The 19,981-nt window shown below is 30.2% G+C and carries 18 protein-coding genes and 1 pseudogene; 13 read left to right on the forward strand and 6 right to left on the reverse strand.

What is annotated here, in order from left to right; all coding sequences use genetic code 11:
• A complete protein-coding gene (locus ELQ11_RS01075) occupies window positions 1–1,674 on the reverse strand; it encodes a 4Fe-4S dicluster domain-containing protein (protein WP_126232382.1) in 1,674 nt (557 codons plus the stop codon).
• 77 nt (window positions 1,675–1,751) lie between these two features.
• On the opposite strand from ELQ11_RS01075, the gene selA reads away from it, so the two are divergent.
• From selA to ELQ11_RS01095, 4 genes are read left to right on the forward strand one after another with little or no spacing between them, the layout of a single operon-like run.
• Entirely contained in the window at window positions 1,752–3,074 is a 1,323-nt protein-coding gene (selA, locus tag ELQ11_RS01080) for an L-seryl-tRNA(Sec) selenium transferase (protein ID WP_134225103.1), read from the forward strand.
• On the forward strand, window positions 3,071–4,876 hold the full coding sequence (selB, locus tag ELQ11_RS01085; RefSeq protein ID WP_002893949.1) for a selenocysteine-specific translation elongation factor: 1,806 nt from the start codon (window positions 3,071–3,073) through the stop codon (window positions 4,874–4,876). The genes selA and selB overlap by 4 nt, the downstream gene beginning before the upstream one ends.
• A 48-nt stretch (window positions 4,877–4,924) precedes the next feature.
• On the forward strand, window positions 4,925–5,635 hold the full coding sequence (locus tag ELQ11_RS01090; protein WP_052858252.1) for a DsbA family protein: 711 nt from the start codon (window positions 4,925–4,927) through the stop codon (window positions 5,633–5,635).
• Window positions 5,636–5,640: 5 nt separating this feature from the next.
• Entirely contained in the window at window positions 5,641–6,171 is a 531-nt protein-coding gene (locus ELQ11_RS01095) for a hypothetical protein (RefSeq protein WP_002930951.1), read from the forward strand.
• A 43-nt stretch (window positions 6,172–6,214) separates the two neighbouring features.
• Here ELQ11_RS01095 and fldA read toward each other — a convergent pair whose 3' ends face one another.
• The 3 genes from fldA to ELQ11_RS01110 are packed head-to-tail and all read right to left on the reverse strand — an operon-like array spanning window position 6,215 to window position 7,718.
• On the reverse strand, window positions 6,215–6,706 hold the full coding sequence (gene fldA / locus ELQ11_RS01100) for a flavodoxin FldA (RefSeq protein ID WP_002871975.1): 492 nt from the start codon (window positions 6,704–6,706) through the stop codon (window positions 6,215–6,217).
• Window positions 6,706–7,401, reverse strand: a complete 696-nt coding sequence (locus tag ELQ11_RS01105; protein ID WP_134225104.1) for a hypothetical protein — start codon at window positions 7,399–7,401, stop codon at window positions 6,706–6,708. The genes fldA and ELQ11_RS01105 overlap by 1 nt, the downstream gene beginning before the upstream one ends.
• A gap of 2 nt (window positions 7,402–7,403) precedes the next feature.
• On the reverse strand, window positions 7,404–7,718 hold the full coding sequence (locus ELQ11_RS01110; RefSeq protein WP_002870622.1) for a DUF2325 domain-containing protein: 315 nt from the start codon (window positions 7,716–7,718) through the stop codon (window positions 7,404–7,406).
• A 170-nt stretch (window positions 7,719–7,888) separates the two neighbouring features.
• Between ELQ11_RS01110 and ELQ11_RS01115 the strand changes: the two genes are divergently transcribed.
• Both ELQ11_RS01115 and ELQ11_RS01120 read left to right on the forward strand, forming a co-directional pair.
• Window positions 7,889–9,313 carry a catalase gene (locus ELQ11_RS01115; RefSeq protein ID WP_052950116.1) on the forward strand — a complete coding sequence of 475 codons (1,425 nt, stop codon included), beginning with the start codon at window positions 7,889–7,891 and terminating at the stop codon, window positions 9,311–9,313.
• A 56-nt stretch (window positions 9,314–9,369) separates the two neighbouring features.
• The gene (locus ELQ11_RS01120) at window positions 9,370–9,840 is read left to right on the forward strand and encodes a Cj1386 family hemin-binding protein (RefSeq protein ID WP_044778870.1); all 471 of its coding nucleotides are present in this window, start codon (window positions 9,370–9,372) and stop codon (window positions 9,838–9,840) included.
• On the opposite strand, the gene ELQ11_RS01125 is transcribed toward ELQ11_RS01120, so the two are convergent.
• Complete coding sequence (locus ELQ11_RS01125) at window positions 9,841–10,497, reverse strand: transcriptional regulator (protein ID WP_126264539.1); 657 nt, start codon at window positions 10,495–10,497, stop codon at window positions 9,841–9,843.
• A 168-nt stretch (window positions 10,498–10,665) separates the two neighbouring features.
• Here ELQ11_RS01125 and ELQ11_RS01130 point away from each other — a divergent pair, with 168 nt between their 5' ends.
• From ELQ11_RS01130 to feoB, 7 genes and pseudogenes are all read left to right on the forward strand, one after another.
• The gene (locus tag ELQ11_RS01130; protein WP_126233342.1) at window positions 10,666–11,028 is read left to right on the forward strand and encodes a RidA family protein; all 363 of its coding nucleotides are present in this window, start codon (window positions 10,666–10,668) and stop codon (window positions 11,026–11,028) included.
• A gap of 3 nt (window positions 11,029–11,031) precedes the next feature.
• Window positions 11,032–12,445, forward strand: a pseudogene (dcuC, locus tag ELQ11_RS01135) (C4-dicarboxylate transporter DcuC).
• 12 nt (window positions 12,446–12,457) lie between these two features.
• The gene (locus tag ELQ11_RS01140) at window positions 12,458–13,621 is read left to right on the forward strand and encodes a PLP-dependent aspartate aminotransferase family protein (protein WP_126264538.1); all 1,164 of its coding nucleotides are present in this window, start codon (window positions 12,458–12,460) and stop codon (window positions 13,619–13,621) included.
• Window positions 13,622–13,630: 9 nt separating this feature from the next.
• Window positions 13,631–14,998, forward strand: a complete 1,368-nt coding sequence (gene purB, locus ELQ11_RS01145; RefSeq protein ID WP_126264537.1) for an adenylosuccinate lyase — start codon at window positions 13,631–13,633, stop codon at window positions 14,996–14,998.
• 8 nt (window positions 14,999–15,006) lie between these two features.
• On the forward strand, window positions 15,007–16,347 hold the full coding sequence (locus ELQ11_RS01150) for an MmgE/PrpD family protein (protein ID WP_126231655.1): 1,341 nt from the start codon (window positions 15,007–15,009) through the stop codon (window positions 16,345–16,347).
• 80 nt (window positions 16,348–16,427) lie between these two features.
• Window positions 16,428–16,652 (forward strand): ferrous iron transport protein A, encoded by a 225-nt coding sequence (locus ELQ11_RS01155; RefSeq protein WP_002779147.1) that lies wholly within the window; start codon window positions 16,428–16,430, stop codon window positions 16,650–16,652.
• The gene (gene feoB, locus ELQ11_RS01160) at window positions 16,649–18,490 is read left to right on the forward strand and encodes a ferrous iron transport protein B (RefSeq protein WP_126264536.1); all 1,842 of its coding nucleotides are present in this window, start codon (window positions 16,649–16,651) and stop codon (window positions 18,488–18,490) included. Before ELQ11_RS01155 ends, feoB begins: the two co-directional genes overlap by 4 nt.
• Here the strand turns inward: feoB and ELQ11_RS01165 are convergent.
• Window positions 18,487–19,980, reverse strand: coding sequence for a hydrogenase small subunit (locus ELQ11_RS01165; RefSeq protein ID WP_126264535.1), 1,494 nt, complete (start codon window positions 19,978–19,980; stop codon window positions 18,487–18,489). The genes feoB and ELQ11_RS01165 overlap by 4 nt on opposite strands.
• Window position 19,981 lies beyond the last annotated feature (1 nt).

A 19,981-nucleotide genomic window follows, 5' to 3' on the forward strand; every position in this document is an offset into this window, starting at 1 on the left:
CTAATTTTGCCCCGCAAAACCCATTGCTTTTATCATCACTTTTGCCTTGCAATCTGCACAACAATAAAGTGTTTTGATTTTATTTTCATCATTACCAAATTTAGGTTTCATTAAATTGGCTATTTTTTCTACAGCTTTTTTGGTGGCAAATTCTTTACCGCATTCTATACAGGCAAAAAGCTCATCTTTTGCCATGGTTTGATATTCAAAATAAGAAGCTCTAAACTCCATTCCACTACGAAATAATTTTAAAGTATCTTTTTCGGCACAACTTAACTCACAATACCCACAAGTCGTACAAAGAGAAGCATTAAATTTCAAAGCATTTTCTTGTTTATCAGCGATTAAAGCTCCTACATTACAGGCACCCACACAAGAAAGACAAAGCGTACAGGTGTTAGGATTGATTTCTACCTTGCCATAACGCAACCATTCGCCACTTTCTATACTGCCAAAATCTTCATTTTTTATCATTTCTTGCATTCTTTTGGCAAAATTTTCTCTTGTAGTTAAGGTGTTGTTATGAAAATCATATTTTAAATCTTGTATGAATTCTTGCTCTTTTAAAACATTTTGCAATTCTTTTTCATTTTTAGCAACAAAAATAGCTTTTTTTTGAAATTTTCTCTCAAAAAAAGCATTTAAAAGTACAATAGCCTCATTGCTACCACGAGATACAAAGTCCGTATAAAAAACCAAATTTGCTCCGCTATTTTGCAAAAGCGTTAAAAAATGCATAGAAGAAAGCCATTTTTCACCCTCTATCATAAAGGGTAAAACATCTTTTGGTAAAGCAAGATTTAAATTTTCTAAAGACATTTTTTTAGGAATGATTAAAATTTTTTTATCTTTATAAAACTCACAAAGGGTAAAAAAACTTTCTCTTGGCATGGGAGCATAATCAAGTGATCCACTAGGACACACACTAATACATCCTCCACAACCCAAACAATCCACTTGAGAAAATTCTAAATGCTTTTTTTCATCATCTTTTAAAATCGCCACAGTAGGACAAATTTCAGCACATTTTGCACAATGCTCACTGCGTCTTTCGTGGTATTGACACACGCTAGCATTATAGCTAATATAAGTTTTATAATGATATTTTGGACTTTTGCTTTGCAAAAACTCTAACAATACTTCAAGATTTTCAAAATTTAAAAGATTATAACATCCACTTTGTCTTGTAAAATCTTTACGCACAACGCTTAAATCCTCAGCTTTAAAAAGTAAAAAATCAAAATCTATTTCCACTTCTTCGCCTTGATTTTTAACCACAGCACAAAGTTCCCCTACACTTCCAAAAACAGCTAAAATTTCTGCACTGCTTAAAGCAATAACCTTAAATCCATGTTCTTTTAAAAACTCTACGGTTTGAGTATCGCTATCTACTAAAATCAAACGATTTTTCACTTCTTTGCTTTGTTCCAAATCAAGCCCTAAGTCATAAACGCTAGCTCTTGCTTCATAAAGCGTTAAAACATTTTTACTTTGCTCTAAAATTTCATCTTGAGAATTTTTAAGATAAAAATTAATCTCAGGGGCATAAATTTGTGCTTTTTGATTTTTATCATTGCAAACTAATGCTTCTTTATCATTTGCCTGATCTAAAATTTCAATAGCATCAGGCAAAGGGATTAAAACATCATTTTTTATATAAACAAAATCTTGCATTGTCTTCCTTAATCTCTTTAAAACATCATTTTATAAATTCTATGTTAAAATAACCAAATATTTTCTTAAGGCTTAAGATGAACAAATTGAGAACTTTTCCACAGATTAACACTCTTATTGAAGATGAGAGCTTAAAATCCTATCCTTTTTATATCAAAGCATTTTTTTGTAAAAAAGTTGTCGCAAAACTAAAAGAAAATTTTTCCCAAGATGAAATTTCTAAAAATAAACTACTTTTAGAAATCAAAAAAGAAATCAAAACTTTTTACCGCAAAGACTTACAAAGTGTGATTAATGCAAGCGGAGTCGTTATACACACAAACCTTGGCAGAAGTGTAATCCATGAAGAACTTTATGAAGCATGTAAAGATATCATTTGTAATTATTCTAATGTAGAGTTTGATTTAGAAAATGGAAAAAGAGGCTCTCGCTATGCTTTGGTACTAGAAAAACTTAAAATGCTTTTTGAATGCGAAGATGCTTTAGTGGTCAATAACAACGCTGCGGCAGTTTTTTTAGTACTTAATTCTCTTTGTTATGATAAAGAAGTCATAAGCTCAAGAGGAGAACTTGTAGAAATTGGCGGAAGTTTTCGTGTGCCTGAAGTGATAAAAGCTGCAGGTGTAAAGCTTTGCGAAGTTGGAACTAGCAACAAAACACACTTAAAAGACTATGAACAAGCTATCAGTGAAAATACCGCTCTAATTTTAAAAACCCACAAGTCTAATTTCGCTCTTATGGGTTTTCACAGTGAAGTAAATATAAAAGATCTACATGAACTAGCAAAAGAAAAAGGGCTTTTGAGTTATTATGATCTAGGTTCTGGCTGGTGTGAAAATTTAAACGAAAAACTGATTAAAAATGAACCTAAAATCAAAAAACTCGTGCAAGAATGTGATATTTTAAGTTTTAGCGGAGATAAACTTTTTGGTAGTGTGCAAGCAGGCATTATACTTGGAAAAAAAGAACTCATAGAAAAGCTTAAACAAAATCAACTTTTAAGAATGCTAAGAGTGGATAAATTAACTCTATCTTTTTTAAACGAAAGCTTAAAAGCTTATTTGCAAAAAGATTATGAAAAAATTATTACCTTAAAACTTTTAAATGATGACTTATCCTTTATAGAAAAAAAAGCTTTAAGAGTGCAAAAAGAATTAATTTTTCAAACCCAGCTTAAAAAAAGCAAAAGTTTAGTAGGAGGAGGTTCTATGCCTGATAAAAGTTTAGATACTTATATACTGACTTTTCAAGGAGATGCTTTAAAACTACAAACTCGATTTAGAAAAGAAAATATCATAGGACGCATTGAAAATGATGAATTTGTTCTTGATTTTAGAACTATACGAGAAAATGAACTTCAAAAACTTATTCTTATAATCAATCAAATGGAAAACTTATGAAATCTGTTATTATAGGAACCGCAGGACATATTGATCATGGAAAAACTTCACTCATTAAAGCTTTAAATGGTTTTGAAGGCGATAGTTTAAAAGAAGAACAAGAAAGACAAATCACCATTAATTTAAGTTTTTCAAATCTTAAATTAAAAGATAAAAACATTTCTTTTATCGATGTTCCAGGACATAAAGATTTGGTTAAAACTATGGTAAGTGGAGCTTTTGGCTTTAGTGTTTGTTTATTTGTCGTAGATATTAACGAAGGTTTAAAAGAACAAAGTTTAGAACATTTAGAAATTTTAAAAATTCTTGATATTAAAAATATCATTTTAGTGCTTAGCAAATGTGATCTTTGTGAAAATATAGAGCAAAAAAGTGTAGAAATTTTAGAAGAGTTAAAAAATTTAGATTATCCCATTTTAAAAGTATTTCACACCAGTATAAAAAATAATCAAGGCATAGAAGAATTAAAAAATTATCTTTATACCATAGAAAATAAAGAAAACGATGAAGAACTGATTTTTCATTATTATATCGATAGAGTTTTTTCTCTAAAAGGCATAGGAACTGTCGTTACAGGCAGTCTTAATGAAGGAAGCATCACTTTAAATGAAAAAATCATCTGTTTAGACACTCAAAAAGAACTCATTGTTAAAAATATACAAAACCACGATACTAATTTAGAGCAAATCAAAGCTTGTAACCGTGTGGCTTTAAGTTTAAATTGTGATTATAAAGAGTTGAAAAAAGGTTATTTGCTAAGTAAAAAAGGTTATTTTAAAGCCTTTAAAGAATGCGATGCTTTAGTTAAAGCAAAAAATTTACAAAATAGCAAAATGATTTTTTGCGTGGGTTCAAGACAAATAGAATGCAAAATAAATATATTAAAAAAACTAGAAAATGATGAATTTTTTGTGCATTTTAGTTTTGATAAAAATGTATTTTTAAGTTTTGATGAGGCTTTTATTTTATTACAAAACAATCGCGTTATAGGCGGTGGTAAGGTTTTAAATCCTTTAAGCGAACCTTTAAAAAAAGAACAAAAAAATAAATTTTTAATGTTTTTGAAAAATAAAGATTTTAAAGCAGCTTTTTCTTTCTTAAAAGACGCACATAAATACGGCTTTGGTTTGCTTTCAAGCTATCAAAGATTTAAACTCTCTCATCAAAAAGCATTGAAATTAGCAAAAGAATTAAATCAAGTATTTGTCGATGAAAAAAATCTTAATGTATATCATTTACAAAGTCTAGAAGAAATTAAAAATTTCATCAAATTTATACTTGAAAAAAATCCTTATGCCATGCTTTCAGCACATTCTTTAGCCTTAAGGATTACTTGGGCAAGTGAAAATTTTTGCGAACTCGGACTTAAAGAAATGTCAAATTTATTGGATTTTCAAAATGGAATTTATTTTAAAAAAGGCATAGATTTTGAAAAACTTCAAGAAAAAAATAATAATCAATTATATGAAATTTTAAAAAAACAAGGTATTAAACCCGAAGCTCCTTATAATCTTTATGATTTTTTAGAACTTGATAGAAAAAGCGGAGATAATATACTCAAAAAACTTACCCAAAAAGGCTTAGTTGTAAGACTTTCACACAATCTTTTTATAGAAAAACAAGCTCTTGAAAAACTTATGCAAGAATGTTTAAATTTATTAAAAAATCAAAGTCTTGATGTGCAAAGTATGAAAGAATATTTCAATCTTTCAAGAAAATATGCTATTGCTTATTTAGAATACTTAGACAAATTTCCTCAAGTAAGCAAAGAAGCTGAAAAAAGATTTTTAACAAACATTTAGAAAATCATTATAGAATTAAACATAATTTATTTAAAGGATTTATAAACTATGAAAAAATTAAGTTTAATTCTTGCCTGTTCAGCATCTTTGTTTGCTGCAAGTAATTCAGAAATTAGTGATTTTTATTCAAAAAGCATTAAAGCACAATTTCCAAATGCTACCGTTAGCGTATCAAATCGTCAAAAGGTTGGTAATACGGGTTTTGAAAGTGTTATTGTAAGCGTTGAATTAAATGGACAAAAACAAGAAAACATTCTTTTTACAAAAGATAGTTTTATTACCCCTGATCTTATCGACTTGAAAACGGGAATTTCTTATGCTCAAGAATATGAAATGAAAAAATTTCAAGAAGCAAGGGAAAATTTTACAAAAAATGCTAAAGCTGTAGCACAAAAAGAAACCATGGTAATAGCTTTGGGAGATAAAAATAAACCTGCAATTTATGTTTTTTCAGATCCTGAATGCCCTTATTGTAGAGAACATTTAGCTCAAATTGATGATGAACTTAAAAACTATCAAGTTAATTATATTTTAACTCCAGTACATGGAAAATCTGCTTTTGAAAAATCCGCTCTAATCTACAAGGAAGCAAAAAAAGCAAAAAATGATAAAGAAAAAATCGCAATTTTAAACAAATACTATGATGCAAATATCAAAAATTATCCAAAAGTAAGTGATGCAGAATTAAAAGAAGTTTTTTCCTTATATGAAAAATATCGCTCATTAGGTCTTAGCGCTACTCCAACTATTATTAAATAAACCTAATGTCTAAATTTGCTTTAATTTTAAGCTTTTTTATAGCACTCTTTATGAGTGCTTGCACCAATGCAACTTTCATACAAAGCTTTATTCAAACAAGCAATGAAGGCATTTTTATCAGATCACAAAAACAACAAAGTTTTAAAATTTCCTTTCAAAATCCTAGCCAACTTCAAACTACTTTGGATAGAGATTTGGCTTTAAAACTTAAAAATTTAGGCTTAAAAGAAGTAAAAGAGAATGCAGATTATGAAATTTTAATCAATCTTGTAGATATGAAAAAGCATTCTTATGCTCAAAAAATCACAACTTCAGCAAGATTTTTTTATGATTTTGATCCTTTGGAAAGTGATGGAGAATGGATGGTAGAAAACTACTATACTATGCAGGTTAATTTACAAATCAACTCTAAAAATCACAATTCTCAAAAAACAAGTCTTCTTGCAAGAACGGCTTATCTTGGAAATAAAGAACGCTGTCAATTATCTTTAGAAAATAAAATTATAAATCAAATAGTGAGTTTTTTTTATTTTTAAAAAAGACAATCAAGAGTATAAAGACTCTTGATTTTAAGAATTATTAAGCAAAATAAGGTTTAATTTGTTCTACCCAAGCATCAATTCTTGATTCAGTTTGATCTTCTTGATTATCATTGTCAAGAGCAAGTCCAACAAATTTACCATCTACAACCGCATCGCTTGCTTCAAATGTATAACCATCAGTTGAAACTTCTCCCACCAAATTTGCACCTGCATCTTTTAAATTTTGAGCTAATTTACCCATGCCGCCACAAAAAGTGTCAGAATAACTTTCACTATCACCCATACCAAATACAGCTACAGTTTTTCCACCAAGACTAAGCCCTGAAAAATCAAAACCATCCCAATCATCTTGCAAATCACCACTTCCCCAAGTTGAAGTTCCACAAATTAATTTATCGTAAGAATTTATTTTAGATGCATCAATATCTGAGATATTAAAAACATCGCTAATTCCAAGTTTTGAAGCAATTGTATTAGCCGCTCCTTCTGTATTCCCCATAGCACTACCATAGATTACTGCTACTGACATTATTTTCTCCTTATAATTTGATTTGATATTTTATACGGAACTAATTTTAACATAGTTTTGTTTAAATCACACAAAAAATGTTTTATTTTAATAAAATGTGTGAAATTTTTGTTACGCGGACAAACAATATAAAATTTTTCAAAATTATTTTCTTTTATTAAATTCAATAATTCATAAATTTCATTTTCAATTTTTAAATTATATGTATTAATCTCTTTGCAAAGTGGTAAAATTGCAAATTTCTTATCTATTATAATAAGATCACCATCTTGATCTATATTTTTTCCATTATTTTGAAAAGAAACCTTATCATAAACATAAGAGCTAAATAAAATTTGTGCATCAAAACAAATGCCATAAAGATAAATTCTTAAAAGTCTTAAAAGATCGACATTCTTAGATATTTTAGTATTAAAAATTAAGCTTTTTCTTTTTTGAAAGTAGAAAGCGTATGCATTAAGCTTGATATTTATATTTTGAATCTTACCAAATGAAACATGCATTATATCATGTAAAAAATTTCCAAATATCATTTTTAAACTCTTGGTATTTTTTGCATATAAAAGAGGAATTTTTAGAGCGCTATCAACGCTCGCATTATATTGAGTTAAAAAAGTCAACATAAGCTCTTGATTGTTTAAATAGCGATAAATTTGCGGTATAAATTCTCGCTTATCATCAAATCCAAATAACATCTTTAACCTTTATAGCAAGAAAATTCTTTATTAAGATTAAAAATTTTACAATATTCACAATACACACAACTTACACTTCTTTTTGCACAAACTAATGGAATTTTACGCTTTTTAGCTTCACTTTTGATTTTTTTCATAGTATTATGATTTAAAAAGCTTGTTAACATTACTATACATTCTGTATCACAAGGAATCGGCTTGCGATTAACTCTATTTTCATTACGCGCATCCCAGTGTTCTATTTTTTTAGCGCCTAAATCATGTAAAACAGCTCTAATAGGAGTGATTTCATCTGCACCAATAACCAAAACTGACATAAATTCTCCTTTGTGATTTTTAAAATATATTTTGATAATTATTATTATAATATAAAAAAACTAAATTTATTTTGAAATTTATTATTAATAAAATGCAATTATTCAGTTAATTTTAATTTTTAATAGATATAATTTACTAATTAATAAATTTTATTATTTAGGAGAAAACAATGAAAAAATTGACTAACGATTTTGGAAACATTATAGCCGATAACCAAAATTCATTAAGCGCAGGCGCAAAAGGACCTTTACTTATGCAAGATTATCTTTTACTTGAAAAACTTGCTCATCAAAATAGAGAAAGAATTCCAGAAAGAACCGTTCATGCTAAGGGAAGTGGAGCTTATGGCGAAATAAAAATTACGGCAGACTTAAGTGCTTATACCAAAGCTAAAATTTTTCAAAAAGGCGAAGTTACTCCATTATTTTTACGCTTTTCAACAGTAGCAGGTGAAGCAGGTGCAGCAGATGCTGAACGCGATGTGAGAGGTTTTGCTATTAAATTTTACACCAAAGAAGGAAACTGGGACTTGGTAGGAAATAACACTCCGACATTCTTCATCCGTGATGCTTATAAATTCCCTGATTTTATCCATACTCAAAAAAGAGATCCAAGAACACATTTAAGAAGCAATAATGCTGCTTGGGATTTTTGGAGTTTATGTCCTGAAAGCTTACATCAAGTAACCATTCTTATGAGTGATAGAGGAATTCCTGCAAGTTATCGTCATATGCATGGATTTGGAAGCCATACTTATAGTTTTATTAATGATAAAAATGAAAGATTTTGGGTGAAATTCCATTTTAAAACCCAACAAGGGATTAAAAATCTTACCAACCAAGAAGCTGCAGAGCTTATAGCAAAGGATAGGGAAAGTCATCAAAGAGATCTCTATAATGCTATAGAAAATAAAGATTTTCCAAAATGGAAAGTTCAAGTTCAAATTCTTGCTGAAAAAGATATAGAAAAGCTTGGATTTAATCCTTTTGATTTAACAAAAATTTGGCCTCATAGTCTTGTACCTTTGATGGATATAGGCGAAATGATTCTAAACAAAAATCCTCAAAATTATTTTAATGAAGTTGAACAAGCTGCCTTTAGTCCAAGCAATATCGTTCCTGGAATTGGCTTTAGCCCTGATAAAATGTTGCAAGCTAGAATTTTTTCATATCCTGATGCACAAAGATATAGAATAGGAACTAATTATCATCTTTTACCAGTAAATCGTGCAAAAAGCGAAGTGAATACTTACAATGTCGCTGGTGCTATGAATTTTGATAATTATAAAAATGATGCTGCTTATTATGAACCAAACAGCTATGATAACAGCCCAAAAGAAGATAAAAGCTATCTTGAACCTGATTTAGTCTTAGAAGGCGTAGCACAAAGATATGCTCCACTAGATAATGACTTTTATACTCAACCAAGAGCTTTATTTAATCTTATGAATGATGATCAAAAAACTCAACTTTTTCATAATATCGCCGCTTCTATGGAGGGAGTTGATGAAAAAATTATCACTAGAGCTTTAGAACATTTTGAAAAAATTTCACCTGATTATGCAAAAGGAATTAAAAAAGCTTTAGAAAAATAATTTTTACTTGCCACTTTTGGTGGCAAACTAAAGATTATAATAATTAAGGAAAAACAATGATAACTCTTAGTTTAGAAGAAGAAAAAAGATTTGAAGAGCTTTGTAAAATGGCTTTTAATTTTGCAAGAAATAATGAATATGAAAATCTTAAAATCATGATAGAAGCAGGTTTAAATGTAAATTTAAAAACCCATAAAGGCGATAGCTTGCTTATGCTTGCAGCTTATAATAATTCTTATGAAAGCGCTAAAATGCTTTTAGAAAAAGGTGCAAAAGTAGATGAAAAAAACGATCGTGGACAAACCCCATTAGCGGGAGTTTGTTTTAAAGGATACTTACCTATGTGTGAACTTTTAGTTAAATATGGAGCAAATATTGATGAAAACAATGGTTTAGGAATGACACCTTATACTTTTGCTATTATGTTTGGACGCAAAGATGTGGCAGAATTTTTACTCAAAAAATCTAAAAATAATTTTTTAAAGAAAATGAGCCTAAAAATACTAAAATTTATCAAAAAATTTTAGTTATTTTTTAAATTTCTTCAGATACCTATAAACACTAGGTTCTGAAATTTTTAAAAATTTTGCTACGATAGTAACCGCTCCTTTTATATTAAAAATACCTTTTTCATATAGCTTTTCAGCAATTTCTTCTTTTTGAGTAATACTTAATTGATAATCAGAATTTAAATAACTAGAATCTACACTTTGAACTAAAATATCCTCTATCGAGTGACTTAATGTTTCTATGCTTGAATCATTTTGAGAAAAACTAATATTTCCTAAAATATCACCCATATCTCCAATTTTTTCTAAATCAATCATCTTGCATATTAAATCTCTCATAATGCTAGTATCATGATTGATACACAAAATACCTACTAATTTATCATAATTTTTAATAAAAAAAGTAGATCCTCTAATTAATTTTGATTTTCCAACAAGAGCCTTATAATCACATAAAAAATCTTTTTCTAAATATTTTTTATTTTGCATAAGCTCACTTGCAAAAGCAGTCAAGGGGGAATCTAAACTTCTCCCACTAATGTGATTATTAGCAATTGCCGCAATATAAGCTCCATCTTCAGTAATTACATGAAATACTATCTCATATTGCTCACCTAGGACTTCTCCTAAAAAATATGTCAACTTTATAAATTGTTGTTTTTGTCCCTCATCCATAAAACTGCCTTCAATAAAAAATTAATATAATATTAAATTCTACTCTTTATACTTTAAAACATTTCTTAAAAAATAAAATTTTATTATTATAATAATAAACTATTGACAAGTTATTATTGTAGTGATAAAATTCACTCTGCTTAATCTATATTTAACAAAGGAGAATTCATGTCAAACTATCCAAAAGCTATTGGTCCATACTCAGCTTACAGAGAAGCAAATGGACTTTTATTTATATCAGGACAACTTCCTATCAACCCTGCTTCAGGAGAAATAGAAAGCTCTGATATCAAAGAACAAACCAAACAATCTTTAAAAAATATCGGTGCTATCTTAGAAGAAAATGGTATCAGTTATGATAAAGTGATTAAAACCACTTGCTTTTTAGCTGATATTAATGATTTTATAGCATTTAATGAAATTTATGCTGAATTTTTTAAAGCTCCTTATCCAGCAAGAAGTGCTTTTGCAGTAAAAGATCTGCCAAAAAAAGCTAAAGTAGAGATAGAGATCATTGCTCAAAAAGAATAAAACATGCTAGGTATTGTTTTATCTCTATTTAGCATTTTTTTACTTGTTTTTATGCTTTATAAAAAAATCAATGCTCACATGGCATTGCTTTTAAGTGGTTTACTTTTACTTTCCTTAGCTGCTATTTTTGGACTTTCTCCACACATTGTCGCAAAAGGTTCTTTAAATTTAAGTTTTTTTGATATTTTTCAAGTTTTCAATCAAACCATGTCAAGTACATTAGCAGGACTTGGACTTACACTTATGACTATAGCAGGTTTTTCTGCTTATATGGATCATGTAGGGGCTTCTTATGCACTTTTTAAAGTTTTTGAAAAACCTTTAAAAGCCGTAAAATCTCCTTATGTTTTACTCATAGTTGCTTATTTTATCGTGCAATTTTTAGTTCTTTTCATCCCTTCTCACGCAGGCTTGGCACTTTTACTTATGGTTACTATGTATCCTATACTTGTACGTTCTGGCGTTTCAAAACTTTCTGCCTTAAGTGTGATTGCTATTTGTCAATATATCGATCATGGCCTCAGAAAAAGCTGAAGTTGATCCTGCAATTTATTTTGTTCATTATCAACTCCCTACAACCTTGCCTATCATTATAGCTGTAGGTATTGCGATATATCTTTGCAATAAATTTTTTGATAAAAAAGATAATTTTGTCTTCAATGCACAAGAAATTGAAAAAGAACTAAATGAAAATGAAGGTAAAGAAAAAGAACTTAAAAAGCCTCCTAGAATTTATGCGATTTTACCTATAATTCCTTTGGTTTTAATCCTAGGATTTAGTTCCGTGCTTGATAGCATCTTGGTTTTAATGGGAATAAGTAGTGCTGAAGAAGTTAAAGCAGCTGCTAGCACTGCCATTAAAATGAATGTTCCAGTAGCAATGGTGATTTCAACTTTTGTGGCTATTATTTTTGAAATGATACGCTATAAAAGTATAGTAGAAACTCTTAATTCTATTATGATTTTCTTTAAAGGAATGGGACATTTATTTGTTATCACAGTTTCACTCATCGTTTGTGGTCAAGTATTTGCAAGTGGTCTTTTATCTGTAGGTTTTGTAGATACTTTAATAGAATTTTGCAAAAATGCAGGATTTGGAGTTTTGGCTATTATTATCGTCGTTTCAATCTTGCTTGCAGTTTGTGCTTTCTTAATGGGTTCAGGAAATGCAGCATTTTTTAGTTTTGCTCCACTTATCCCAAATATAGCAAAACACTTTGGAGTTGAAACTATCACCATGATAGCACCAATTCAAATCATGACGGGCTTTGGAAGATGTGTTAGTCCTATTGCGCCAGCAATCTTAGCTATCTCAGCTATTGCAAAAGTAAGTCCTTTTGCCGTGGTTAAAAGAACAGCTATTCCTATGCTTGTAGCAGCTATTGTAAATGTTATTATGACTTATATTTATCTTTAAAAAGGAGAAAAAATGAACTCAAAAACTAAACTTATTCATTGTGGTAGAGGTGATCAAGGCGCTGAAGTAAGATCAGTTAATCCTACACTTATGCGTGCATCAACCATACTTTTTAAAGATCACGCAACTTGGCAAAAATACAGAGAATTAAGAAAAACAGATCGTGTTTTAAATTATGGAGCTAGAGGAACAACAACCAATTTTGAACTTGAAAAACTTATTTGCACTCTAGAGGGTGGCTATAGAGCACAACTTTTCCCAACAGGACTTGCAGCATTAGCTATGGTGCTTTTAAACTATGCAAGCAAAGATGCACATTTTTTAATTACTGATGCAATTTATGGGCCTGTAAGAACGATTTGCGAATTATTTTTAGACAAAATGGGAGTTGAAATTGATTTTTTAAAAGCTGATGCAAGTGATGTAGAAGAAAAAATCAAACCTAATACCAAGCTTATCCTATGTGAAAGTCCAGGTTCTATACTTTATGAAATCATAGATTTACCAAAACTTTGCAAAATTGCCCATGCGCATAATATCCCTGTAGCCATTGATAATACTTATTCTAGTGGATATTTTCTAAATCCTTTAGAACTTGGGGTGGATATTTCAGTTATCGCCGCTACAAAATATCTTAGCGGACACTCTGATGTAACCATGGGTATAGTAGTAATCAACGAAAAAGAATGGAAAAATTTTGACAAACTTCCAGAAGCTTTAGGCTTTACAACAAGCCCTGATGATGCTTACTTAGTACTTCGTGGTATGAGAACACTAGATGTGAGAATGAAAGCTCATGAAAAAAGTGCTGATGAAATTGTAGAGTTTTTACAAAGCAGAAAAGAAATTAAAACAATTTTCTATCCAAAACTCAAATCCCACCCAAATCATAAAATTTTCATGCGTGATCATAAAGGTGCAAATGGTATGATTACCATAGAATTTGCAGAAGGTTATAACAAAGATGATGCTATTAAATTTGTAGATAAACTAGAATACTTTTCAATTGGTGCTAGCTGGGGTGGATATGAAAGCTTAGCCACCGTAACTACTCCACCTAGAACTGCAACAAATTGGAATGCAAGAGGGCCATTTGTAAGATTTCATATAGGTCTTGAAGATACTAAAGATTTAATTGCTGATTTAACACAAGCTTTTGATAGTATTAAAAAATAAGGAGATAAGATGACAGGAATTAGCGTATTTGATCATAGATTACTAGCAGACTCATGGAGCACGCAGGAAATGCGTGCTATTTTTTGCGAACAAAACCGCATACAAAAATGGCTCGATGTTGAAGCAGCTTTAGCAAAAGCACAAGCAAAACTTAAAATTATCCCTAAAAAAGCAGCTGATGAGATCGCAAAAAAAGCTCATTATAAATTTATGGATATGGACTTTATCTTTGCTGAATTTAAAAAGACTAAACACCCTTTAGTTCCTACTGTAAGAGGATTAGAAAAAGCTTGCGATAATAATTTAGGAGAATATGTGCATTTTGGAGTAACCACTCAAGATATCATCGATACAGGACTGGTTTTACAATTTAAAGAAGCAATGACTCTTATAAAAAGCGAATTAAAAGCTATCGCAAAAGCCCTAGCAAAACTAGCTAAAACCCATAAAAATACTGCTATGATGGGAAGAACTTTAACACTTCAAGCTTTGCCTATTACTTTTGGACATAAAGTGGCTATTTGGTTAAGCGAACTTGAGCGTCATTTTGAAAGAATACTTGAGCTTGAAAAAAGACTTTATGTAGGCAGTATAGTAGGTGTTGTAGGAACTAAAGCAAGTTTAAGTGATGAGTGCAATGAGGTAGAAAAACTCACTTTAGAAAATTTAGGACTTGATGTGCCTAATATTTCTTGGCAGAGCGCACGTGATCGCTTTATAGAGCTTGGTTTTGTGCTAGGTAATATCAACGCAACCTTTAACAAAATCGCTCATGAAATTTTAATCCTTTCGCATAATGAAATTGATGAAGTTGCCGAACCTTTTGGCAAAGGACAAGTAGGATCAAGCACTATGCCACACAAAAGAAATCCTGCGGTAAGCGAAAATGCAGTTACAGTAAGCAATGCCTTTAAAGCAAATTTAGCCATTTTAAGTGATATTGAAAGACATGAACATGAAAGAGATGGTCAAGTTTGGAAAATGGAATGGAAGCTTTTACCTGAAATGTTTTTAATGCTTTCTGTGGTTTTAGCAAATATGAAATTCGCTCTTAGCGATTTAGAAGTAAAAAAAGATAAAATGCTTAAAAATTTAAATACTCTTAATGGTTTTGTTTTAGCAGAGCGTGTTATGTTTGCATTAAGCGATCATTATGGAAAACAACATGCCCATGAAATTGTTTATGAAAATGCTATGCTAGGTATCGAAAAACAAAAAACCTTTAAAGAAGTTTTACTTGCAGATAAAAGAGTATCTAAGGTATTGAAAGAAAAAGAAATCGATGCTTTACTTGATGCAACAACCTATGTAGGATATGCACCAAAACTTGTAGATGAATTTTTGGCAAAAATCAAAAATAGCGCTATCTTAAAATAGGAAAAATCATGTTCTATAGTGAAATTTTAGCGGATTTTATTTTCAATCTTAAATATGAAAATATCCCTAATACAGTTGTTCAAAGAGCTAAAGAGCTTATGCTTGATAGCCTTGGAACAGCTATAGCAGCAAGCAAAGAAGAATGTGTTTTAAATGCTTTTAAAACTTTTGAAAATTTAAGCACAGAAAAAAATACTCCTATTTGGGTAAATGATCAAAAATTAGATCCTATATACGCAGCCATGCTAGATGGCATTGCTTCTCATGCGTTAGATTTTGACGATACGCATACAGAAGCGATTTTGCATGCAAGTGCGATTTTAACTCCACTTTGTTTAAATTATGGTTTTCATGTTAGCAAAGATGCGAAAAAAATCATTAAAGCTTTTATAGTAGGCTGGGAAATTGCAGCTAGAGTAGGCATTGCAAGCAAAGGTACTTTTCATAAGCGTGGTTTTCATACTACTGCTATTGCAGGAATTTTTGGAAGTGTGAGTGCAAGCGTAATCTTGTTAGATCTTAACAAAGAACAAATCATCAATGCTTTAGGACTTGCAGGAAGTTTTGCAAGTGGGGTTAATGAGTTTTTATCCAATGGATCCAATTCAAAAGTTTTACATATTGCCAATGCTATTAAAAACGGCATTATGGTAGCTCATTTTGCTAAAAACAATATGAGTGGGCCTTTGAGTATTTTTGAAGGTAGGGATAATATCTTTAAATGTTTTGGCATAGAAGAAGAATGCGATAAAACAGAACTTAGCAAAGCCTTAGGTGAAATTTGGCAAACCATGCAAGTTTCAATCAAGCCTTATCCAAGTTGTCATTTTGCTCATGGGCTTATTGATTGTGCTATTGCTTTAAAAAATGATGGTTTAAAAGCTGATGAAATTAAAAGTATTCATTGCTTTGTAGATGAAGTTCCTATTTCTTTTATCTGCGATCCTTTGGAAGCAAAATACACTCCAAATAGTGCTTATGAAGCTAAATTTTCCATGCCTTTTTTAATGGCTCTAGGATTCTTTGATGGTAAAATCACTCTTGAATCTTATGAAAATTTAAAGCGTAAAGAAGTACTAGAATTTGCTAAAAAAATCAGTTACGAAAAAAGAAAATCTCAAGGCTTTCCAAAATATTTTCCAGGGCATTTAGAAGCCAGTTTGCAAGATGGACGCATAATCCAAAAAGATGTTTTTATCAATAAAGGTAATTTTGATAATCCACTAAGTTTTGAAGAATTAAAAGCTAAATTTTTAGCCAATGCACAAATTTACCTTGATAATGCTAAAGCTAACAAAATTCTAGATCAAATCATCAATCTAGAAAATTTAAACCGCTTTTCTTTTTAAATATTTATCCTTCTTTTTACAAGAAGGATATTTCATTACACTTTTTTATTATAATATTTATTATTAATTTAGGAATTACAATGACTTTAAACGAGTTAAAAGATGGACAAAAGGCTATTATTGTCAATTTAAACGCTCACAAAGAACTCAAAAATAGACTTTTAAGCTTTGGATTTATTAAAAATAAAAACTTGAAAAAAATTCACTCCTCTTTAAAAAATGCCACCATAATGGTAGAACTTGATACAAGTTGTGTTATCCTAAGATCTGATGAAGCTAAAACCATAGAAGTGAATCTTATATGAAAAAAATCAAAATAGCCCTTGTAGGTCAGCCTAATGTAGGCAAAAGTCTTCTTATTAATGCGCTTTGCAAAGCTAATATGAAAGTAGGAAATTTTAGCGGAGTTACTATAGAAAAAGCAAGCGCAAAAACTTTTTACAAAAACTATGAATTTGAAGTCATTGATTTACCAGGAACTTATTCTTTAGATGGATATAGCGAAGAAGAAAAAATCACACGTCATTTTTTAAATCAAAATGACTATGATGTTATTGTTAATGTTTTAGATGCCACCAATTTAGAACGTAATCTTATCCTTAGTGCAGAACTTTTAAGCCTTAATAAAAAAATGCTTTTAGCTTTAAATATGTGCGATGAAGCCAAAAAAGAAGGTATAGAGCTTGACACTTCTGTTTTAAGCCAAGAATTTCAAAGTCAAGTTGTTGAAATTTCAGCAAAAACAAAAGAAAATTTAGAACTTTTGCTGCAAAAAATTATTATTTTATTTGAAAATAAATTTATTCCAAGATCCCAATTTTATACTCCGCTTTGCGAAAAAAGTCCAGAAAAAGAAGATTTATTATATTTTATTAATGAACTTTCAAAAAAAATTATTACACACAAAAAAGAAGAAAGAAATTTAACCAAAAAAATCGATGCCTTACTTATCCATAAATTCTTTGGCTTGCCTATATTTTTATTTTTAATGTGGCTTTTATTTCAACTCACCTTTAGCTTAGGACAAATTCCTATGGATTATATAGAATCAGGCTTTAATGCCTTAGGTGAATTTGTTAAAAACAATATTTCTAATACCTTTATCGCTTCAGCTTTGGCTGATGGGATTATCGCAGGTGTTGGCGCTGTGATACTTTTTTTACCTAATATAATGATTTTATTTTTAGGCATAGCTCTTTTAGAAACCACAGGCTATATGTCAAGAGTAGCTTTTTTACTTGATGGGATTTTACATAAATTTGGTTTGCATGGTAAAAGTTTTATTCCGCTAATCACTGGTTTTGGTTGTTCGGTACCTGCTTTTATGGCTACACGCACTCTTAAGAACAAAAGAGATAGGCTTTTAACTCTTTTTGTGATCAATTTTATGAGTTGTGGGGCAAGACTTCCTGTATATGTGCTTTTTATCGGTGCTTTTTTTCCAAGTGAAAAAGCAGGAAATTATCTTTTTGGAATTTATATTTTAGGTGCGATTTTAGGACTTTGTGCTGCAAAATTTTTAAGAATGACAGCATTTCGTGGACTTGATGAACCTTTTGTTATGGAAATGCCAAAATATCGTATGCCAAATTGGCATTTAGTTTGGTTTATGGTTTATAATAAAGCCAAAATGTATCTTAAAAAAGCAGGAACTTTCATACTTTTGGCCTCTTTGCTCATATGGTTTGCTAGCAATTTTCCAAAAAGTGAAGAAAATTTAAATGATTTTAATGCTCAAGAAAGAGCTATAGAACAAAGTTATTTAGGACAATTTGGCAAAGGCATAGAACCTATTTTTAAACCCCTTGAGTTAGATTGGAAATTAAGCGTATCTTTAATCAGTGGTTTGGCTGCTAAAGAAGTGATGATCTCAACTATGGGCGTGCTTTATTCACTAGGAAAAGATGTAGATGAAACAAATAATGATTTAAAAGGAATTATCGCTAATAACATACCTATGCCAAGTGCAGTGGCTTTTATTTTATTTGTAATGATTTATAATCCTTGCTTTGCAGCAACTATAGTTTTTTCAAAAGAAAGTGGAAAGCTAAAATACACTCTCTTTCTCTTTCTTTTTACCTGCACAAGTGCTTATATAGTAGCTTTTATAGGGCTTCATATTGCTAAAATTTTATTAAATTAACTTGCTTTTAATGATGAAATTTTAGTAATATTATCTTCAAAAGCTTTTAAAATACTATAAGCAATACCTTCAAAATCAAGCCCACCGCAAAGATAGATTAAAGTCATACGAAAAGATTTACTCACATCAAGCTTTGGTTTTTCAGCGTTCATATTTAACTTAAAATCATAAGGACTTGCATGTTTAAAAGCGTAATTTTTTGCCGCAATTAAAAAATCATTCTTATCTTTTAAAAACTCACCTTTAACTAAAATAAAACTCATCTCAAGATATTTCCAAAAATCTTTTGAAGGCATGGAATTTTCATCAAAATTTTGTTCTATAAAAGCATAGTTTTTCTCAAAGGATTTTTTATAATTTTCTACAAGCAAAGCACCTAATTTATTTTTAGCTATATTTTGTAAAATAAGTTTTATATTGCTTTCAAATTCAAAATCTATTTGTTCTAAAATTTTAATTTGCTCTTCTAGAAAAAATTCTTGTTTTAACTCTTCATTACAAAGTTTAGCGTAAGAAAAAATATTTGCCATAGGCTTTTCATAATTTCCAAACTCATCCCAAAAATTTTTCTCACTACAGGCTATACAACCATGTCCTGCAGCCACTGGCCAAGAAGTTTTAGCATTAAATTTCACTTTAGGACAGTTGTTGTAAGTATAAGGTCCTTTACAACCTATCTTAAATAAACAAGCTCCATTCTTTGCAGCTTCATCATCAAAATGTTCAGCAAAAATCCCACTTTCAAATTTCGCCTTTCTTTCACACATATCATGCAAACATTTACCATAAGCCCACACAGGACGATTTTGCTCATCAAGTTCAGGCAAAACTCCAAATAAAGCAAAAAAACTTAAAGTCGCAATGATATTTACATCACTTGGAGGACAACCTGGGATATTTACTACTTTTTGACTTAAGACTTCACTAATACCACAGGTTTTACTAGGATTTGGATAAGCAGCCTGAATACCACCATAACTTGAACAAGTACCCACTGCAAAGATAGCCTTGGCTTTAGCAGCTAGTTTTTCTAAAATTTCATAGCCACTCTCTCCTTGTGCTCCTATAGTAAGAAAAAAGGTATCAATCGCTGCAACACCACCTTCAACCGCTAAAATAAAATCTTCTTCTAAAACGTGTTCTAAAAGCTCTTCAGCTTTAGTGCCATTTGCCGCCATTAAAGTTTCATGATATTCTAAAGAAAAAAAATCAAAAATAAGCTCATCAAAACTTGGCAACTCAGAACGCAACAAACTCTCGCTACACCCTGTACATTCACAAAGATGAAGCCATACTAACTTTGTTTTAGGTGCGATTTGAAAAAATCTTTGAGCAAGAGCTGGAATTTCATTGCCTAAAGATAAATGCCTAGCAAGAATTTTTACACTTTCTTCATTGATAACCTTATTCTCTTTTAAAGTAGAATTTTCAAGTTTTTTAATGCGATCTTCAAGTATATTTTTTAATTCTTCATTGCTAAGCTTTGCCATT

Origin of the sequence: Campylobacter sp. US50a (assembly GCF_004379015.1) — a bacterium.
Taxonomy (GTDB): Bacteria; Campylobacterota; Campylobacteria; order Campylobacterales; family Campylobacteraceae; genus Campylobacter_D; species Campylobacter_D jejuni.